Source organism: Pseudomonas reinekei (assembly GCF_001945365.1).
GTDB classification, from domain to species: domain Bacteria; phylum Pseudomonadota; class Gammaproteobacteria; order Pseudomonadales; family Pseudomonadaceae; genus Aquipseudomonas; species Aquipseudomonas reinekei.
Window position 1 is genome coordinate 193,015 of sequence record NZ_MSTQ01000007.1, and the last position, 15,740, is coordinate 208,754.

At 53.4% G+C, this 15,740-nt stretch carries 10 protein-coding genes; 8 read left to right on the forward strand and 2 right to left on the reverse strand.

Going from position 1 to position 15,740, the window contains the following annotated elements; genetic code table 11:
- Positions 1 to 7: 7 nt before the first annotated feature.
- Together BVK86_RS14140 and BVK86_RS30155 are read right to left on the reverse strand one after the other, a co-directional pair.
- On the reverse strand, positions 8 to 769 hold the full coding sequence (locus tag BVK86_RS14140) for an SIR2 family NAD-dependent protein deacylase (protein ID WP_075947007.1): 762 nt from the start codon (positions 767 to 769) through the stop codon (positions 8 to 10).
- Positions 766 to 1,041 carry a BPSL0761 family protein gene (locus tag BVK86_RS30155; protein WP_075947008.1) on the reverse strand — a complete coding sequence of 92 codons (276 nt, stop codon included), beginning with the start codon at positions 1,039 to 1,041 and terminating at the stop codon, positions 766 to 768. The genes BVK86_RS14140 and BVK86_RS30155 overlap by 4 nt, the downstream gene beginning before the upstream one ends.
- Positions 1,042 to 1,494: 453 nt before the next feature.
- On the opposite strand from BVK86_RS30155, the gene BVK86_RS14150 reads away from it, so the two are divergent.
- The 8 genes from BVK86_RS14150 (at position 1,495) to BVK86_RS14185 (ending at position 15,737) form a co-directional block, all read left to right on the forward strand.
- A complete protein-coding gene (locus BVK86_RS14150) occupies positions 1,495 to 3,201 on the forward strand; it encodes an ATP-dependent nuclease (RefSeq protein ID WP_075947009.1) in 1,707 nt (568 codons plus the stop codon).
- Positions 3,194 to 4,627, forward strand: a complete 1,434-nt coding sequence (locus BVK86_RS14155; protein ID WP_075947010.1) for a UvrD-helicase domain-containing protein — start codon at positions 3,194 to 3,196, stop codon at positions 4,625 to 4,627. Before BVK86_RS14150 ends, BVK86_RS14155 begins: the two co-directional genes overlap by 8 nt.
- Positions 4,628 to 4,834: 207 nt before the next feature.
- Positions 4,835 to 7,987 (forward strand): phosphoribosyltransferase-like protein, encoded by a 3,153-nt coding sequence (locus BVK86_RS14160; RefSeq protein WP_075947011.1) that lies wholly within the window; start codon positions 4,835 to 4,837, stop codon positions 7,985 to 7,987.
- Between the two features lie 587 nt (positions 7,988 to 8,574).
- Complete coding sequence (locus BVK86_RS14165; protein ID WP_075947012.1) at positions 8,575 to 9,471, forward strand: LysR family transcriptional regulator; 897 nt, start codon at positions 8,575 to 8,577, stop codon at positions 9,469 to 9,471.
- Between the two features lie 135 nt (positions 9,472 to 9,606).
- The gene (locus tag BVK86_RS14170; RefSeq protein ID WP_075947013.1) at positions 9,607 to 10,233 is read left to right on the forward strand and encodes a glutathione S-transferase family protein; all 627 of its coding nucleotides are present in this window, start codon (positions 9,607 to 9,609) and stop codon (positions 10,231 to 10,233) included.
- A 62-nt stretch (positions 10,234 to 10,295) separates the two neighbouring features.
- Complete coding sequence (locus BVK86_RS14175) at positions 10,296 to 12,326, forward strand: 2Fe-2S iron-sulfur cluster-binding protein (RefSeq protein WP_075947014.1); 2,031 nt, start codon at positions 10,296 to 10,298, stop codon at positions 12,324 to 12,326.
- 110 nt (positions 12,327 to 12,436) lie between these two features.
- A complete protein-coding gene (locus BVK86_RS14180) occupies positions 12,437 to 13,633 on the forward strand; it encodes a DUF3142 domain-containing protein (protein ID WP_075947015.1) in 1,197 nt (398 codons plus the stop codon).
- Entirely contained in the window at positions 13,620 to 15,737 is a 2,118-nt protein-coding gene (locus BVK86_RS14185) for a hypothetical protein (RefSeq protein WP_075947016.1), read from the forward strand. The genes BVK86_RS14180 and BVK86_RS14185 overlap by 14 nt, the downstream gene beginning before the upstream one ends.
- Positions 15,738 to 15,740: the final 3 nt, after the last annotated feature.

A 15,740-nucleotide genomic window follows, 5' to 3' on the forward strand; every position in this document is an offset into this window, starting at 1 on the left:
GCCAGCTCTATCTCGAGGGTGTCACCTGCAATAGCGCAGGCATCACCTGCGCGGCCGAGCCCATCAGCATCAATTCGTTTGGGGCTCTCAGGCAAACGTCTGCGATGTTGACGTGGATAACTGTCGCGCCTGATGCCAATGCGATTTCAGGAATATCCGCCGCAGGCCTGACTTTTCCTGACGTTCCCACGGAGATCAGGACGTCGCAATTTCTGACCGCGGCCATTGCTGCTTTCCAGGCTCCCGCAGGCAGATCCTCTCCAAACCACACAACTCCAGGCCGGAGCTTCCCATTGCACCGTGTGCACCGGGGCGGCTCTACCCATTCTCCTTCTGCAGAAACCTGAAGCTGATCAATTGTGATTACCGCCGGACGCTTGCAGGCAAAACAGATCGGATTCATCAAGCTGCCGTGCAAATGCACGACGTTCTGAGACCCCGCGCGCTCGTGCAGGTCATCGATATTCTGAGTGATGACCGAAACCTGTTTGCCGGTGGCCGCCAGTCGACTAATCGAAAGATGAGCGGCGTTTGGTTGGGCCTGGCCAGCTTGAGAGCGCCGCCACAGATACCAGCCCCAAACCAGTTGAGGGTTCTCTCGAAAAGCCTGTGCCGTTTCCAATCTTTCAGGGTCGTGTTTTTCCCAAAGGCCTGTGAGTTTGTCTCGAAATGTTGGAATTCCTCTTGCCGCAGAGATGCCGGAGCCGGTGAAAAACACGACTTTTCGAGCGGTGGCCAAAGCTCCGGCGGCTCTATCCCGATCGTTCATCTGGGGTTTTTCGCGTCTGTACCGTAAACGATAGGGGAGTGATAGCTGCTTTCGATTGAGGAGCTGAAGACTGGACCCGATGGGGATACGTCAGAACCTGATGATTCTTCAATCCGTCCAGCAAGGAGCATCTGGAACTGGTCTGGGTAGTGACGCAGGAGAAACTTGGCGTCACGGCGTATACGCTCTGGCAACGAGGAGTCTCGGGATAGCTCGAGCAGAAACTCTCTCGTTTGGATGACAGCCCGAGTGCGTTCATTCGGCATGGTCATATTGAGGCCTCAGAATCATCGCGCAGCAGTACTTGGGTTTTCATGCTCCGCAGGTCGTCAATTTAGCTCTCTCGGGTTGACCTAAGGGCATAACAGGCCGATCTGCATCTTGTTCCGTGCCTGCCGATGTTGCGCCCTCGATGGAAGACGACTTGATCATCGGGTCACTTCGGCCGTTCACCAGGGATGATAAGCCTGAGCACGCTCCAAGCCGAGCTTGATGCGACGAAAGCCGCTCGCAAGAAATTCAGATACATAGAGCTGGTGTCGGTGAAACCCGCGAGATAACACGATCCACGACGGATTCGTATGAACAGTTCCCCCGACTCGCAGAATGTATTTATGATGGGTAAAGGCGAATGGCCACTCCCGCTGCCCTCCTGGGAGCCAGGTGAGGCGCTACAAACGCGTTTCGCCGTTACTCATAGATTATGTTCAGAAGGATGCTGGCCGGTGAAAATCAGAAAGATCGTGATCAAGAACTTTCGAGGGGTGAAAGCGCTTGATTGGAACGTGCCAACAGCCGACATTTTTTGCCTCATAGGCAAGGGCGACTCCTCAAAATCCACAATCCTGGAAGCCATCAGGTACACGTTCCATCCCCAGTGGAATCTGGCTCTCAGCGACTCAGATTTTTACCAATGCAAGATCGCTGATCCCATTGTCATTGAGATCACAATCGGGCATTTGGCAGCGGACTTCTGTGCACTCAATAAGTACGGGCTTCACCTACGGGGCTGGGACGCGGCAGCTCAGAAGCTTCATGACGAGCCAGATGATCATTTTGAAAGCGTATTGACTGCCCGGCTTACTGTCGACAAAGACCTGGAGCCGAAGTGGACAGTCGTGTGCGATCGCAATCCAGACGGAGTGCTGTTCAAACAGGCAGACAGAAACAAGGTGGGCGTGGGCCTCATCGGAGTATTTAGTGAACGAGAGCTTTCCTGGGCCAACGGAACAGCTCTTGCCAAGCTTACTGCGGCGCAGAGCTTGAGCGAGCTATTGGCCAATGCATCGAGGACTGCCAGAAGTTCGCTCGATGTCGACCGGGCTGTCACCCTAACAAACTTCGACACTGCAGCAACAAAATCGCAGGAGATTGCGAAGCTCTTAGGTGTCCCCGTACTTGATGCCTATAAGGCCCATCTCGACTTGGCGTCAATCAATCTGAAAGTCGGCGGTCTTTCCCTGCATGACGGCGAAATCCCATTGCGCCAGTTAGGTCTGGGATCTCGCCGGATGCTTCAGTGTGGAATCCAGAAAGCGGGCCTGGAGGAAGGGCATATCACCTTGTTCGATGAGTTGGAGTTCGGCCTCGAACCCCATCGCATTACACGTCTCATCAAGCACATCAAGGATGACAAACGCGGGCAGTATTTCCTAACCACTCATTCGCCTATGGTGCTTCGCGAACTCACGGTGCAGGACCTTCATATCGTCCACAGCAATGGCGGGGTCGTGACGATTGTCTCAGCTGCTGAGAAAGGCCTCGAAGAGCATGAGGTTCAGGGGAAGATTCGCTCTAGCGCTGAAGCTTTCTTGGCCAAGAAGTTAGTCGTATGTGAAGGCGCTACCGAGGTAGGTTTCATAAGGGGCTTTGACGATCACCAGCTCGAGAATGGGCAAGATCCATTGTCGTATCACGGTGTGGCCTTGCTGGACTCCAAGGGAGCCAGCAAAGTGAAGGGCATGGCCATTGCCTTCAAAAAGCTTGGCTATGACGTGTCGGTGTTAGCTGATGGCGATGCCGAGAAGCAGTTCTCAGCCGCTGATGCTGCTGGGCTTGTGGCGATAGGAATTCCCACCTACGTCTGGAGCGACAAACTTTCGCTTGAAGAACGGGCTTTTGTGGATCTGCCCTGGGCTTCCGTACTTGCTAGTTTGACGCTTGCCCAAGTCGAACTCTTCTACCCGGTTTACGACCAAGTGCGATCGCAGTATCAGGACGTGCTGGACCCTGACATCCGCGAGTGGCCAGATAGCCCCAAGCTGCGGACTGCAATCGGTGCTGCAGCAAAGAGCGCGGGGTGGTTCAAGGACACCACTAGAGGCGACTTGTGGTTCAAGGCGGTGAGTGCCGCTTTCAACGATCCGGTGTTCGGCAAAACAAATCTCGCCGTAGAGTTGGGAAGGCTTTGGGAGTGGGCGAAGCGTGTCTGAAGACCTCGCAATCAAGCTCAACGACTGTACCTCCAAGGGCTATGTAATCGCGCCAGCGGGGTTTGGAAAGACTCATCTCATCGCAATGGCCGTGCGAGCGTCCGGTGGCCGGCAGCTTATCCTGACGCACACTTTTGCCGGCGTGAATTCGATAAAAACCAAAATGGCGGACTTGGGCGTTCGCGCTTCCCAGTTCCAGGTCGACACGATCGCTAGCTGGGCACTTCGACTCTGTCTGGCGTACCCGAAGGCATCGGGGTGGAAAATTGAAAACCCGACTAGCAAGCAGTGGAGTAAGTTGTACGAGTGCTGCTCCCGTTTGCTGGGGAAGAGGTTCATTCGTGAGGCTGTGTCGTCCAGCTATATAGGTCTTTACGTCGACGAGTACCAGGACTGCTCGGACTTGCAGCATGACTTGGTCTGCAGCCTGGCAGAATTTCTCCCAAGTCGACTCTTAGGCGACCCCCTGCAAGCCATATTCGATTTTGACGACGGCAAGCCCGTTGATTGGGAAGCCAGCATCTACCCAGAATTTGTTTGCTTGGGACAGCTGGAGGTCCCTTGGCGATGGATCAACGCGAAAAGTCCAGCCCTTGGCGAGTGGCTAAAAGTGACAAGGCGAAAGATTGAGCTCGGCCAAAAGATTGACCTTCTGGCCAAACTGCCGCCGAGCGTAATTAGTGTTCACACCCAGCCCGAGTATCTGGCCGCTAAACAGTACTCGGTGCTCTGTGGGCTGTTGAACCATAATGAGAGCGTCATCGCTATGCACGGTGGCGATCAGCAGTCCAAGAACAAAACACATCTCTTGGCGAAATCCATGGCCGGGCGCTTTTCGTCAATCGAGGAAATCGAAGGGAAAGATCTGCACTTATTCCTCAAAAAGCTTGGGTCTGTAAAGAGCGCTCAGGATGGCTTTCTGCTCGCAGTGACGTTCGCGATGAAATGCTTCACAGGCGTACGTGGCACGCTAACGGCAGGTACAAGACGAGGCGAGGTGACTAAGCTTCGCCAAACTACCAAATATCCGCTGGTACTCCAGGCGGCGAATGATTATCTGACTGATCCATCCAGCAGCAATCTTAGGGCTTTTTTCCAGGTATTGAAAAGCAACCCTGAAACATCAGCCTATCGCCGTGATTTGCTTTATCGCTTCTTCAGCGTCCTCACGATCCATATTGATGTCCAAGCTGCGACGTTGGTGGAGGCTGGTTTACTGTATCAGCGTGAAATGAGGCACTCCGGACGGCCGATCAGCCACCGCAAGCTGATTGGAACGACGTTGCTGGTTAAGGGACTTGAGTATGACCACGCCGTCATTCTCGATGCCGACTTGCTCGATGCGAAGGATTTATATGTCGCGATGACCCGGGGGGCGAAATCTCTGACAATCATTGGGACATGCCGACATCTACCAGCATATTGAATATGCCTATGCCATTTCAGTTGATGACTGGGATGCATCGTCTGAGCTGAAAAAATCAACCTGCGGGAGCGTGTTTTGAAGTTGGCTCGCGAGCCGGGAAGAGCTATCACTATGTAGTGGCTTTATTCTGTATTCAGAACAAGCACCGTTGGATCCACGATCTAAACTTTTAAACTAACTGCATAATTTAATCGGAAAGGGATATCAATGAAAGGGATACTTGTAGGAAGCAACGAAATAGAAAAAGATTTCACAGAGTTTACGAAAGCTAACTCAATTGAAGGCTTACATGTTTTTTTTCGAAGGATATGTCTTTATTTGGGTTTGGATGAGAGGCATCCACTAGTTTCAGTTTTTGACACCGCTAACGGCGAAGCTATAAAAAAAATGGTAGCTTCTTGTTTGCTACGAGTTGTCAGTCAGCATTCTAAGATTCTTTGGGAAGATACTACATTACGGTTAAAGGTCTCAACCTTGTGGGATGACGTTTATTCTAAAGATATCTATAAGATTTTAAAGCTTACAGGGAAAGTCGCTAATCATGATCTATTTCGGAAAATGGAAGAAGTTGAATCGATCCAGTTAAGAGAATTTGAAGATTTAGCTGGATCAATGATTAGCGTGGAAACTGCTTCGGAGGTACGTCGTAGATACCAAAAGCTTTTGAATAGTCCTTTAACGAAAATATTTTCTGAAAGTCAGATCTATGATAGATCCTTAGTGTCGCCTGAGCGTGTGGCGGAAGTATTCAATGCTTTAGATGGTTACATTGAATCTGACAGGGTAAATTCGTCAAAATCTTTCTCAAGGCTTGAGGAGGTAATTACAAAATATGACGAAGATATTCGTAGGCACGGTGCGAATATATATGTTGAAGCATTTGTTAGTAAAATAATACATCAAGTGCTTTCTGTAACTGCACAGCACTTTGAACTTAGTGGGTCACAACAGTCCGCCGAGCTGGCTATAGTCGGAACTGACAGGAAATATCCTCTCCACACGGTAGGTGAGGTGTTTTCTTACAGATTGAATTTGGTAAATGTTGGACCAGGTATCGCATACAACGTTCAAATAAATATTCTGGAGGTGGACAGCAGCATTGATGTTGAATCTCAGGAGTTGTCTTTGGGGGCTTTGGATGTAGGGATACATGAATTTATTGTAAATATGAAGTCGAATTGTGACACCTATAGAACACCAAGTATTTTAGGTTTAATGTCTTGGACAGACTATTCTGGTGATCGTACTGAAGTTGATTTTGAACTCCTCGTCATCCCTCAGAATGGGACTTTAGATTGGCAGAAAATAAAGTACCTACAGCCGTATAGTTTAGAATCTGTTGACAGCGAAGACGAGCTGATTGGCCGTAAAGAGATGCTGGAGAATATCTACTCTAAACTTTCTCTGAGAAAGGGCGAATCTTCAATAATTTACGGTCAGAAACGGGTAGGTAAAACTTCTTTGGCTAAAACTATACAGAATAGATTTAAGGCCAAAGCCAATCACATCGCGATCTTTATTGAAACTGGAAGTCTCGATAAGACTTCACCGGGTAGATTTATAAAATCATTAGGCGATAAGGTGATTCGCTCGTTAGCTCGGCATGTTCCAATTGATCCAGAAAGATACAAGGTAGACTCATCTTTATCTCCACTAGTTTCATGTATAGAAGATATTGTTCACGCTCATCCCGATTTCAGGATCGTATTAATAATAGACGAATTCGATGAGATTCCTTCTCAGCTTTATCCTTATACTACTGAGGGTGATTCATTTTTTCATAATTTGAGAAGCTTCAGTGGTGAGAGCGGCGAGGGACGAGTGTCCCTAATACTTGTAGGTGGTGAGAACATGGGGGTCATCATGCAGAGTACGGATAAACTGAACAAGTTTGATGCGTCCAATGTCGGTTACTTTAATAAGTCAGAGTACTGGGAGGACTTCAAAGAGCTTTTAGTAACCCCGGTGCGTGATGTTATGGAGTATAGCGATGAAGCGATTTTGAAGCTTTATGAGGCAACTGAAGGTAATCCGTTTTACACAAAGTTTGTTGCGAAAGTACTATATAAGAAAATGTGTGATAGACGGTGTTCATTTATTTCTGCGGATGAGATTGAGGATGCAGTCAGGGATAGCGTACAAACCATGGAGGCGATTAATTTAAATCACTTTTGGAGTGATGGTATCAGAGTAGAGGATCCTGAGCGACGAGATCTTATTGAGACGGAGCGTAGAAGGTTTTTAATATCTTTTGCTGACAAACTTCGAGAACATGGCACCGTAGATAAAAAAATGATGGTTGGAGGCGCAGACTTTGGCGTTCAAAAGGAAATGCTTGATAGTTTTGTTAGCCGAAATATTCTCGTTGAAGAAGAAGGTAGCTTGAGAATTAAGCCAAAGCTATTTGAGCGATGGTTAGTAGAGAAAGGCGTTCATACATTAAGGGCTGCATTTGCTGATGAAGAAGCGTTGAGTGCTTTTGAGGCCAGAGAGAGCGCCGCATATATACCAGATTCCAGCTTGATTTCATTGGCAGATGGTTGGGAGCTCTATAGAGGGCGTAGAGTTGGTTCAAGCGAAATTAGAGCGTGGCTAGCCCAATTCGAGAGTAATGCTGAGCGTTGTCTAGCATTCAAAATTCTAGAGAATATAAACTTTTATGGAGAGGCTAGAGTCAGAGAAAAACTAAAAATAATACATGACGTGGTCAGGCGGGAAGTTGTTTATTCTGTTAAGAGTGGGGAGCGTTTCAGGCGCGATATTATTGTAAGCGCTTTCGGTCCACCTTCTAAAAGTGGTTCCTCCTATCTACGGATGTATGTTTCAGAAAATGGAATTATTTCAAATGGTGTAAAGAGCCCTGCTGATATTCCAAAGGCCTTGAGTGTCGATGAGCAAACTAAAGCAGTCGTCTTTATCGATGATATAATAGGTTCTGGTACTACTATTATTGACTGCCTGCGCGAGTTTAGCGAGGCAGCAGGCGCGATAATTTCGCAAAGAGATATCCTAGTAGTAGTCGGGGTTATATGCGGACTTCGAAGTGGTGTAGAAAAAGTCTTACAAGTTATAGACTCTGGTGAGTTTCCATTTCGTGTAGAACTCAAGGTTTGTGATGTCCTTGACGACGGGGACAGAGCTTTTTCACAGGTGTCACAGCTATTTGATGAGGGGGATAAGCATAAGGCACAAGTAATGGCGCGCAAATATGGGTCGAAGCTCCAGTCCCGCCATCCTTTGGGTTACGCGGACTCACAGTTACTAGTTGTATTTAAAGATAATTGCCCGAACAATACATTGCCTATTATCTGGTGTAGCGGAGAAAATCCTAAATGGGTACCGATTTTCAAACGAATTTAGAAGCTGAGTCTGTAGCCTTTACCAAGGGATTATGAGGACTTGCCTCCGACCGGCCTCACCGCAAGGCTCCGGAGGCTGGTCGACTCTGTTGGCTGCGGTGACGGAAGAGATAAGTAGCATGGTGGGTGACGTCAGAAGAGTTTCGGTCGTTGAGCTCGATGTGAACTCAGTGTGTTTGCGCTGATGCCGAATTGATCCACCTCTTTAGAATTGTCCCAACCATAAAAATAGATTCCCAGCACAGACTGCCATACCCTGAAGGGTGCCTAGGTCAGCGATTTTTCGGCAGTTAGTTAAAAAAAGGCATCAGCGCCAACACTCCATTGTGCTCGCGCTCGGCGCGTCTCCTGTTTTTCTGAGAAAACCCGATTTTAATCAATTGGTTGCATGTTTCAGACAGACTTTATTTAGTAGGTTGAACGGAAAAGCCTAAAAAATTGGTGCTGCTACAGACTTTATTTTTGACTCGTTCACTGACGAACCCTTGGATTTGCAGGGCTCGATCAGACAGACTTTATTTCGTAGGATCAACTTCAAAAATCGCAGCCCATGGGTTGCGATTTTTTTATCTGAATCGAGGACACGCCATGGACCGCTTCCAGGAAATGCAGGTCTTCTCCGCCGTCGCCAAGGACCAGGGGTTTTCGGCGGCGGCGCGGCGTTTGGGCCTGTCGGCGGCCAGTGTCACCCGAGCGGTGGCGGCGCTGGAGAAACGTATCGGCACGCCTTTGCTCACGCGTACCACGCGCAGTGTGCATTTGAGTGAAGCGGGTCAGCGTTATCTTGAAGACTGTCGGAGAATTCTTGCTGAGGTGCAGGAAGCCGAAGATTCGGCAGCTGGCAGCCATGCTCAGCCCCGCGGGCAACTGACGATTACGGCCCCGGTGTTATTTGGTGAGCTCTTCGTCACACCATTGATGGTGAGTTTTCTTACGCAATTTCCGGACGTCACGATCAATGCGCTGTTGGTTGACCGGATAGTGAGTGTGGTGGAGGAGGGCATTGATGTGGCGGTGCGCATCGGTGAACTGCCCGACAGTAATCAGCACGCCATTCGTGTGGGCGAAGTGCGCAGAGTGGTCTGTGCATCACCAGCGTTTCTGGCTGAACATGGGCGGCCAACCCATCCGCAAGAGCTGGCTCAACAACCGCTGATCGCCACATCTGCTATCGGCCAATCAAGAAGCTGGCCGTTTCTGGACGGGGGCGAGCCCATCTCCGTGCGGGCCGACCCACGGTTGGTGGTCACGGCGAATCAGGCGGCGATTACTGCGGCTTGTCTGGGTTTAGGTTACACCCGGGTCTTGTCCTATCAGGTGTCGAGCAAAGTTGCGGCCGGGGAGTTGGAAATTGTCCTGGCGGATTTCGAAATGCCGCCCTTGCCAATCCACGTGGTGTATCAGGGTGGGCGCAAGGCGGCGGCGCGAGTTCGCAGTTTTGTCGATTTTACCGTCACAGCGTTGAGGGAACATCCGGCCTTTTAGGTCTGACGCGTTATTGCGCTGGCTGAAATAATGGATTGCGTTCGCTGGTTATTCTGTTGTTTAGGGGAGTGTTGGATGATGGCCGCTCAAGGTGCTGATCTCCCAGAACAACACCACTCAAACGCGGAGTCGATCATGCAAGCCATCAAACTCTACAACTTTCCCCGTTCCGGCCACGCACATCGTGTGGAGCTCATGCTCTCCCTGCTGCAACTGCCGACCGAGCTGATTTTCGTCGACCTCGCCAAAGGTGAACAGAAGAAGCCCGAGTTCCTGGCGCTGAACGCCTTTGGTCAGGTGCCTGTTCTGGATGATCAAGGTGTGGTGTTGGCGGATTCCAATGCGATTCTGGTGTATCTGGCGCAAAAATACGGCAATGGTCGTTGGCTGCCTGCCGATCCGGTCGGCGCCGCCAAAGTGCAGCGCTGGTTGTCGGCGGCTGCGGGTCCTATCGCTTTTGGTCCAGCCAGGGCCCGGGTGATTACGGTGTTTGGCGCGCCTTACAACCCGGAGGAAGTGATTCCATACGCCCACAGCGTGCTGAAGATCGTCGATACAGAATTGGCCAACACTGAATACCTTGCTGGCAGCGAACCTACCATCGCTGACGTGGCGGCCTACAGCTACATCGCCCATGCACCGGAAGGCAATGTCTCGCTGGACGACTACGCTAACATCCGCGCTTGGTTGGCTCGAGTTGAAGCCTTGCCTGGTTTTGTCGGCATGCCGCGTACCGTCGTTGGCCTGCAAAAAACTGCCTGACGTCTGGCGCCCGGAAACCCGGGCCCTTCACGCTGTGCCGCTGGCGCAGGGGAGAATCCGTAATGGAACGTTCACCGTGGCATGCTGGCGAAATTGAGATGCAGGCTCGCATCGGGGTCAGCGAGAGAATGGAGGTGCTAGGTCGCAGGGTTATTCGCGATCACATGCCTGACCAGCACCGCAGCTTTTATGAGCAGCTGCCGTTCATGGTGTACGGGGCGGTGGATGCGGATGGAAAACCGTGGGCCAGCCTGCTCGAAGGTGAACCAGGTTTCGTTCATTCGCCTGAGCCTCAGTTGTTGCATTTCAGTAGCCGGCCGACGGTGGATGACCCTGCGCAATTGCGTGACGGCTCGGCAATTGGTCTGCTGGGCATCGAACTTCATACCCGGCGACGCAACCGCATCAATGGCCATATCGGCGCGATGTCCGAAAATGGTTTTGATGTGACGGTGGATCAGTCCTACGGTAATTGTCCGCAGTACATCCAGTTAAGGCAGTTCCGTACGGTGTCGCTAGCGGATCCGGCCACCCGTCCCGCGCAGTATTTCAATGGGCTGGACGACGCGGCCAAAGCCATGATCGCCGAGGCGGATACGTTCTTCGTCGCCAGCTATGTCGATATTGAGGGGGTGCGTTCGGTGGATGTTTCCCACCGTGGCGGCCAGTCAGGTTTCGTTCGCGTGGACGGCGATCGCCTGACCATTCCGGACTTCGCCGGCAACCTGTTTTTCAATACCTTGGGCAACCTGCTGGTTAATCCTCGGGCCGGGTTGTTATTTATCGATTTCATCTCCGGTGATCTGTTGCAGCTCAGCGGGCGTACAGAAATAACGCTCGAAGGTCCAGAAGTCGAAGCCTTCCAGGGTGCTGAACGGATTTGGACGTTCCACGTGGAACATGTGGTGCGTCGACCTGCCGCGCTTGCATTGCGCTGGCGCTTTGACGGTGTTTCACCCACCAGTTTGCTAACAGGCACCTGGCCCCAAGCCAAGGCCCGTCTGGAGGCCAAGGCTTTAGGTGATCAATGGCGGCCATTGCGTGTGGTGCGCATTGAAGCTGAGAGCCACAACATTCGTTCGATCTACATGGAGCCGGCAGACGGTGCAGGGTTGCCGTTGTTTCAAGCCGGCCAGCATCTACCGTTGCGCTTCAACATAGATGGCGATGTGCATATCCGTACGTACAGCCTTTCGAGTGCGCCGTCGGATGATTTTTTCCGTATCAGCGTGAAACGTGACGGGCGAGTGTCGTCGCATCTGCATGAGCAGATTCGCGTCGGTGATGTGCTGGAAGCCCGCGCCCCCCAAGGCCATTTCACCGTGGAGCCACACGAGCGCCGGCCATTGGTGTTGTTGGCCGCAGGCGTTGGCATTACGCCGCTGCTGTCGATGCTGCGCGAAGTGGTTTATCAAGGCTTGCGCACCCGCCGCATTCGCCCGACCTTGTTTTTGCAGAGTTCGCGCACACTTGCCGACCAGCCGTTTCGTCCAGAGGTGGAGCGCTTGCTTGAAAGTGCCGGCAATGCGGTCAAGGTTGTGCGTCTGCTTAGTCAGCCAGAGCCGGAAGCTCAGGTAGGCAATGACTACGATCTATCCGGACGTATCGATGTGGCGGTGCTCAAAGACTTGCTTGAGGTGGAGGACTTTGATCAGGTGGATTTCGTGGTGTGCGGTCCAGGCAGTTTCACTCAGGCGTTGTACGATGGACTGCGTGAACTGGACATCCGCGATTCACGGATCCACGCCGAGACTTTTGGTCCTTCGACTTTGCGCCGTCAGGCCGACCCCGACGCCGTTGTGATCGAGCAACCGCCAGCAGCCACTTCTTCTGTGCCCGTGGTATTCCAACGGTCAGCCAAAGAGGCTCGCTGGCAACCCGACGGCGGCAGTCTTCTCGAGTTGGCGGAAAGCCGTGGCCTGCGCCCGGAATTCAGTTGCCGTGGTGGCTCTTGTGGCACCTGCAAAACACGCCTGATCAGCGGCCAGGTGAATTATCCACTGCCACCGGCGGAGATTCCGGATGAAGGGCATGTGCTGATTTGTTGCGCGATTCCTGCCCAGGGTTCGCAGCCGTTGGTGCTGGATATTTGATGGAGCCACGGCAGGCCGGCATTGCTCGCTGGGCATTGGCTGAGTAGGGTAGAGGCAGAACGAAAAAGGGCCGTGACTGGCCCTTTCTGCATTTCAGGGATAGGCGTTTCATGGTTTTTTTCTCTCGCTTGATCATCTTGCTGACAACGTTGGCGCTGCTACTTGGCTGCGACCAAAAGGGCACACCAGCACTCGATCAACAGCTCTACATCTGGCAACGACAATGGACGTCAGCCCATGAAGCGGCCCTGGCAGACAGCCGCATGGACTTTTCCACCTTGCGTGTGTTGGCACTGCAGGCTTTCCCCCAGGCGGGCTTGAGTCGGGCGCGAATCGATCCGCTGTTGCTCAAGCGAGATGGACGCCCGCTGATCGCGGTGATTCGCCTCGATGGTCAGCTCAAGTCGTTGAATCAGGATGAAGTCACGGTGCAGATTCAGCAGGTGGTTATTGAGTGGCAGGCTCAGGGGCTGCACCTTGCCGGTGTGGAAATCGATCACGACGCGGGCATTTCCCGGTTACCCGGCTACCGTGAATTCCTCACGCAATTACGCGCGGTGTTGCCAGCGTCGTTGCCCCTGAGCATCACGGCGTTGCCGGCCTGGCTCGACAGTCCTGAGTTGCCGGCGCTGTTATCCACCGTCGACAGCAGTGTGCTGCAGGTGCACGCGGTGAGTGATCCGCGTCGTGGTTTGTTTGATCCCGAGCAAGCGCGGCAGTGGGCGAAAGCCTGGAGTCGCATCAGCGCAAAACCCTTCTACCTGGCATTGCCGGCCTACGGTGTGGCGTTGTTGTCGAGCGCCAGCGGTGCGCCCATCGTGGAGAGTGAGGTGCGCCTCGAACGTGATGGCGAGCGCCGTGAGTTGCTGGCCGATCCGCAGCAACTGAGCGAGCTTGCAATCCAATTGCGCAATGATCCTCCAGCGCATCTGGCTGGCCTGATCTGGTTTCGCCTGCCATTGATCAATGACCGTCGCGCCTGGAGCCTGACGACGCTGCGCGCAGTGTCTCGTGGTGACGCTCTCGATAGTCAGTTGTCGCTGAAACTCTCGGCTGATGAAGGCCTCTATGACATCGCTATCGAGAACCTCGGCAACCTCGACAACGCCTGGCCAGAACGGGTGACGCTGGCGGTGCAGGGTTGCGAAGGCGCCGATGCGCTGGCCGGTTATGCATTGCAACAGAGTCCGGATCTGCTTACCTTCACCCGCTTGCGTGACGGTCGAATAGCGGCCGGAGGGCAACGCGCCATCGGTTGGGCGCGCTGCTCGAAAATTGATCAAGGAGCTTCGAATGTTCACCCGTAACTGGCCGCGTCATCTGCTCTGCCTGAGCCTTAGCCTGCCGCTGGGATCAGCGTTGGCGTGCGGGCCGGATTTTCCCATGCGTTTGCTGGACAACCGGGACCAGTCGCTGGCGGAACTGCCGGAAGGCAACTTCAACTTTGAAGTCAGTCGCCTGGGGCATGCCATTCCCGGGTTGCAAAATGTCAGCGCTACCGCCTACAGCATGGAAGAACCTGAATACGCAGAACAGCGCAGCCAGGCCGAGCAAAGCGGTTTGACCGCTGAGCAACAGGCGTTGGTGAAACAGCTGCGCGGGCTCACCGATGCTCGCCAGGTCGAAGAGCAAGGCGCGAGTCTGCCGATTGAGGTCAGGCTTTATCTGGCCGGGGCCGTGGCATTTGCAGTTGCTGATCATGGCTTGGCCGCAGAGTACTTTCAGAAAGTGCTCGCGTTACCTGCGAACCAACGGGCGCTGCGCAGCACTTGGGCTGCGTATTCCTTGGGCCGGGCGCTGTTCGCCATGAGCACGGAAGCAGGTGCGGCCTCCGACCTGCTGACGCAAGCGCGCAAGGCTTTCGAGCAAACCCGGCAGCTGAGTATCGACGGCTTCAGTGATCCCTTGGAACTGGGCGTCGCCAGTCTCGGTGAAGAGGCCCGGGTTGCCCGCACTATGGGCGACTGGGACAGCGCCATCGAACTTTATGCCACGCAAAACCTTCACGGTTCAGCGGTGGGCTACACCTCGTTGAAGGTGTTGATGGCCGATCTGTCGGCAATGCCCGAGGCGCAACTGGCTCAATTGCTCAAGCATAAACCGGTGCAGCAGTTGGTGACGGCATCGTTGATCAGCCGACTGGGCTGGTCCTTCAGTGAACAACCGGCGAATGAATCGAAGCTCATCAAATCGCTGCAAAACAGTACGCGCGGCAGTCTCGACAACGCGGATCGGCTGGCAGCGGTGAATTATCAACAAGGCGATTACGCCAGCGCCAAGGCGTTCCTTGAACAGGCTGGCGACGGCGGGCTGGCCTGGTGGTTACGCGCCAAGCTGGCGCTGCGTGATGGCGATAAAACAGCGGCGGCTGCGGCGTATGCCAAAGCGGCGCAAGCCTTTCCGAAGAATGAGTCGTGGGGTGATCGCCGGACGCCGGACTTCGATTATGAAACGCTGCAACCCAAATGTCGGGTGGATGGCGAAAGCGCGATTCTGGCCCTGCAACGCGGGGATTACCTGCAGGCGTTCGACCAGCTCTATCGCAGCCAAAGTATCTATTGGTTCGACGCGGCGACGGTTGCCGAGCGTGTCCTGACCCTCGAAGAACTCAAGCACTACGTCGACACTCAAGTCCCGGCACCCCCGCCGCTTACCCAACAGCAGCGTGATAACTACGTGCCGCTGCCGGTGGCGGCGAGCCTGCGCAATTTGCTCGGTCGGCGTTTGTTGCGTGAAGGGCATTATGAAGAGGCGCCGGCCTATTTCGATAACGACGGGCTGCGCCACAAGGCCAGGCTCTATGGCGAGCAACGTCTGGCGGCCGATGCCGCTTGGTGGCCGACCCGTCGCGCTGCTGCCTTGTTTAATGCCGCGTGGACGGCACGTGAATGGGGCATGGATATCCTCGGCTATGAAATGGCTCCGGACTACGCCACGTTCGGCGGTAGCTACAGCCTTGAAAGCACTGAGTTGAAAGTCGGGCCGCTGGTGTCCGAAGACGAAGTGAAACGCCAGCAAGCCAGCGCGGCCCGGCCTGACCAGCGTTATCACTACCGGTTTGTCGCCACGGACCTGGCCAATCGCGCGGCGGATCACTTGCCGCATACCAGCCAGGCATTTGCCGCTGTGCTGTGTGAGGCGGCCGGGTGGAACAGCAGCCTGGAAGATCAAAGTGCGCTGTATCAGCGCTATGTCAAAGAGGGGCCGTTTGTGGAGTGGGCGGCCGACTTCGGTCATCAGTGCCCGTATCCGGATTTCGAGAACGCGGACAAACGTTATGTCACCCAGGTTACTGATGCCGCTCGCTCTGCAGTGCGGCCTTACAAGACTCCATTGCAACTGGGTGGCGTAGCGGCTGTAGCAGCCGCCGCGATGCTGCTGATCATTCGCCGCCGGCGCAAAGCGCAGTAAGGC

What these genes read in the sequence shown, in the direction of transcription:
- BVK86_RS14140 (WP_075947007.1), bottom strand. Translation starts at nt 769, where the DNA reads ATGAACGATCGGGATAGAGCCGCCGGAGCTTTGGCCACCGCTCGAAAA.
- BVK86_RS30155 (WP_075947008.1), bottom strand. Translation starts at nt 1,041, where the DNA reads ATGACCATGCCGAATGAACGCACTCGGGCTGTCATCCAAACGAGAGAG.
- BVK86_RS14160 (WP_075947011.1), top strand. Translation starts at nt 4,835, where the DNA reads ATGAAAGGGATACTTGTAGGAAGCAACGAAATAGAAAAAGATTTCACA.
- BVK86_RS14165 (WP_075947012.1), top strand. Translation starts at nt 8,575, where the DNA reads ATGGACCGCTTCCAGGAAATGCAGGTCTTCTCCGCCGTCGCCAAGGAC.
- BVK86_RS14170 (WP_075947013.1), top strand. Translation starts at nt 9,607, where the DNA reads ATGCAAGCCATCAAACTCTACAACTTTCCCCGTTCCGGCCACGCACAT.
- BVK86_RS14175 (WP_075947014.1), top strand. Translation starts at nt 10,296, where the DNA reads ATGGAACGTTCACCGTGGCATGCTGGCGAAATTGAGATGCAGGCTCGC.
- BVK86_RS14180 (WP_075947015.1), top strand. Translation starts at nt 12,437, where the DNA reads ATGGTTTTTTTCTCTCGCTTGATCATCTTGCTGACAACGTTGGCGCTG.
- BVK86_RS14185 (WP_075947016.1), top strand. Translation starts at nt 13,620, where the DNA reads ATGTTCACCCGTAACTGGCCGCGTCATCTGCTCTGCCTGAGCCTTAGC.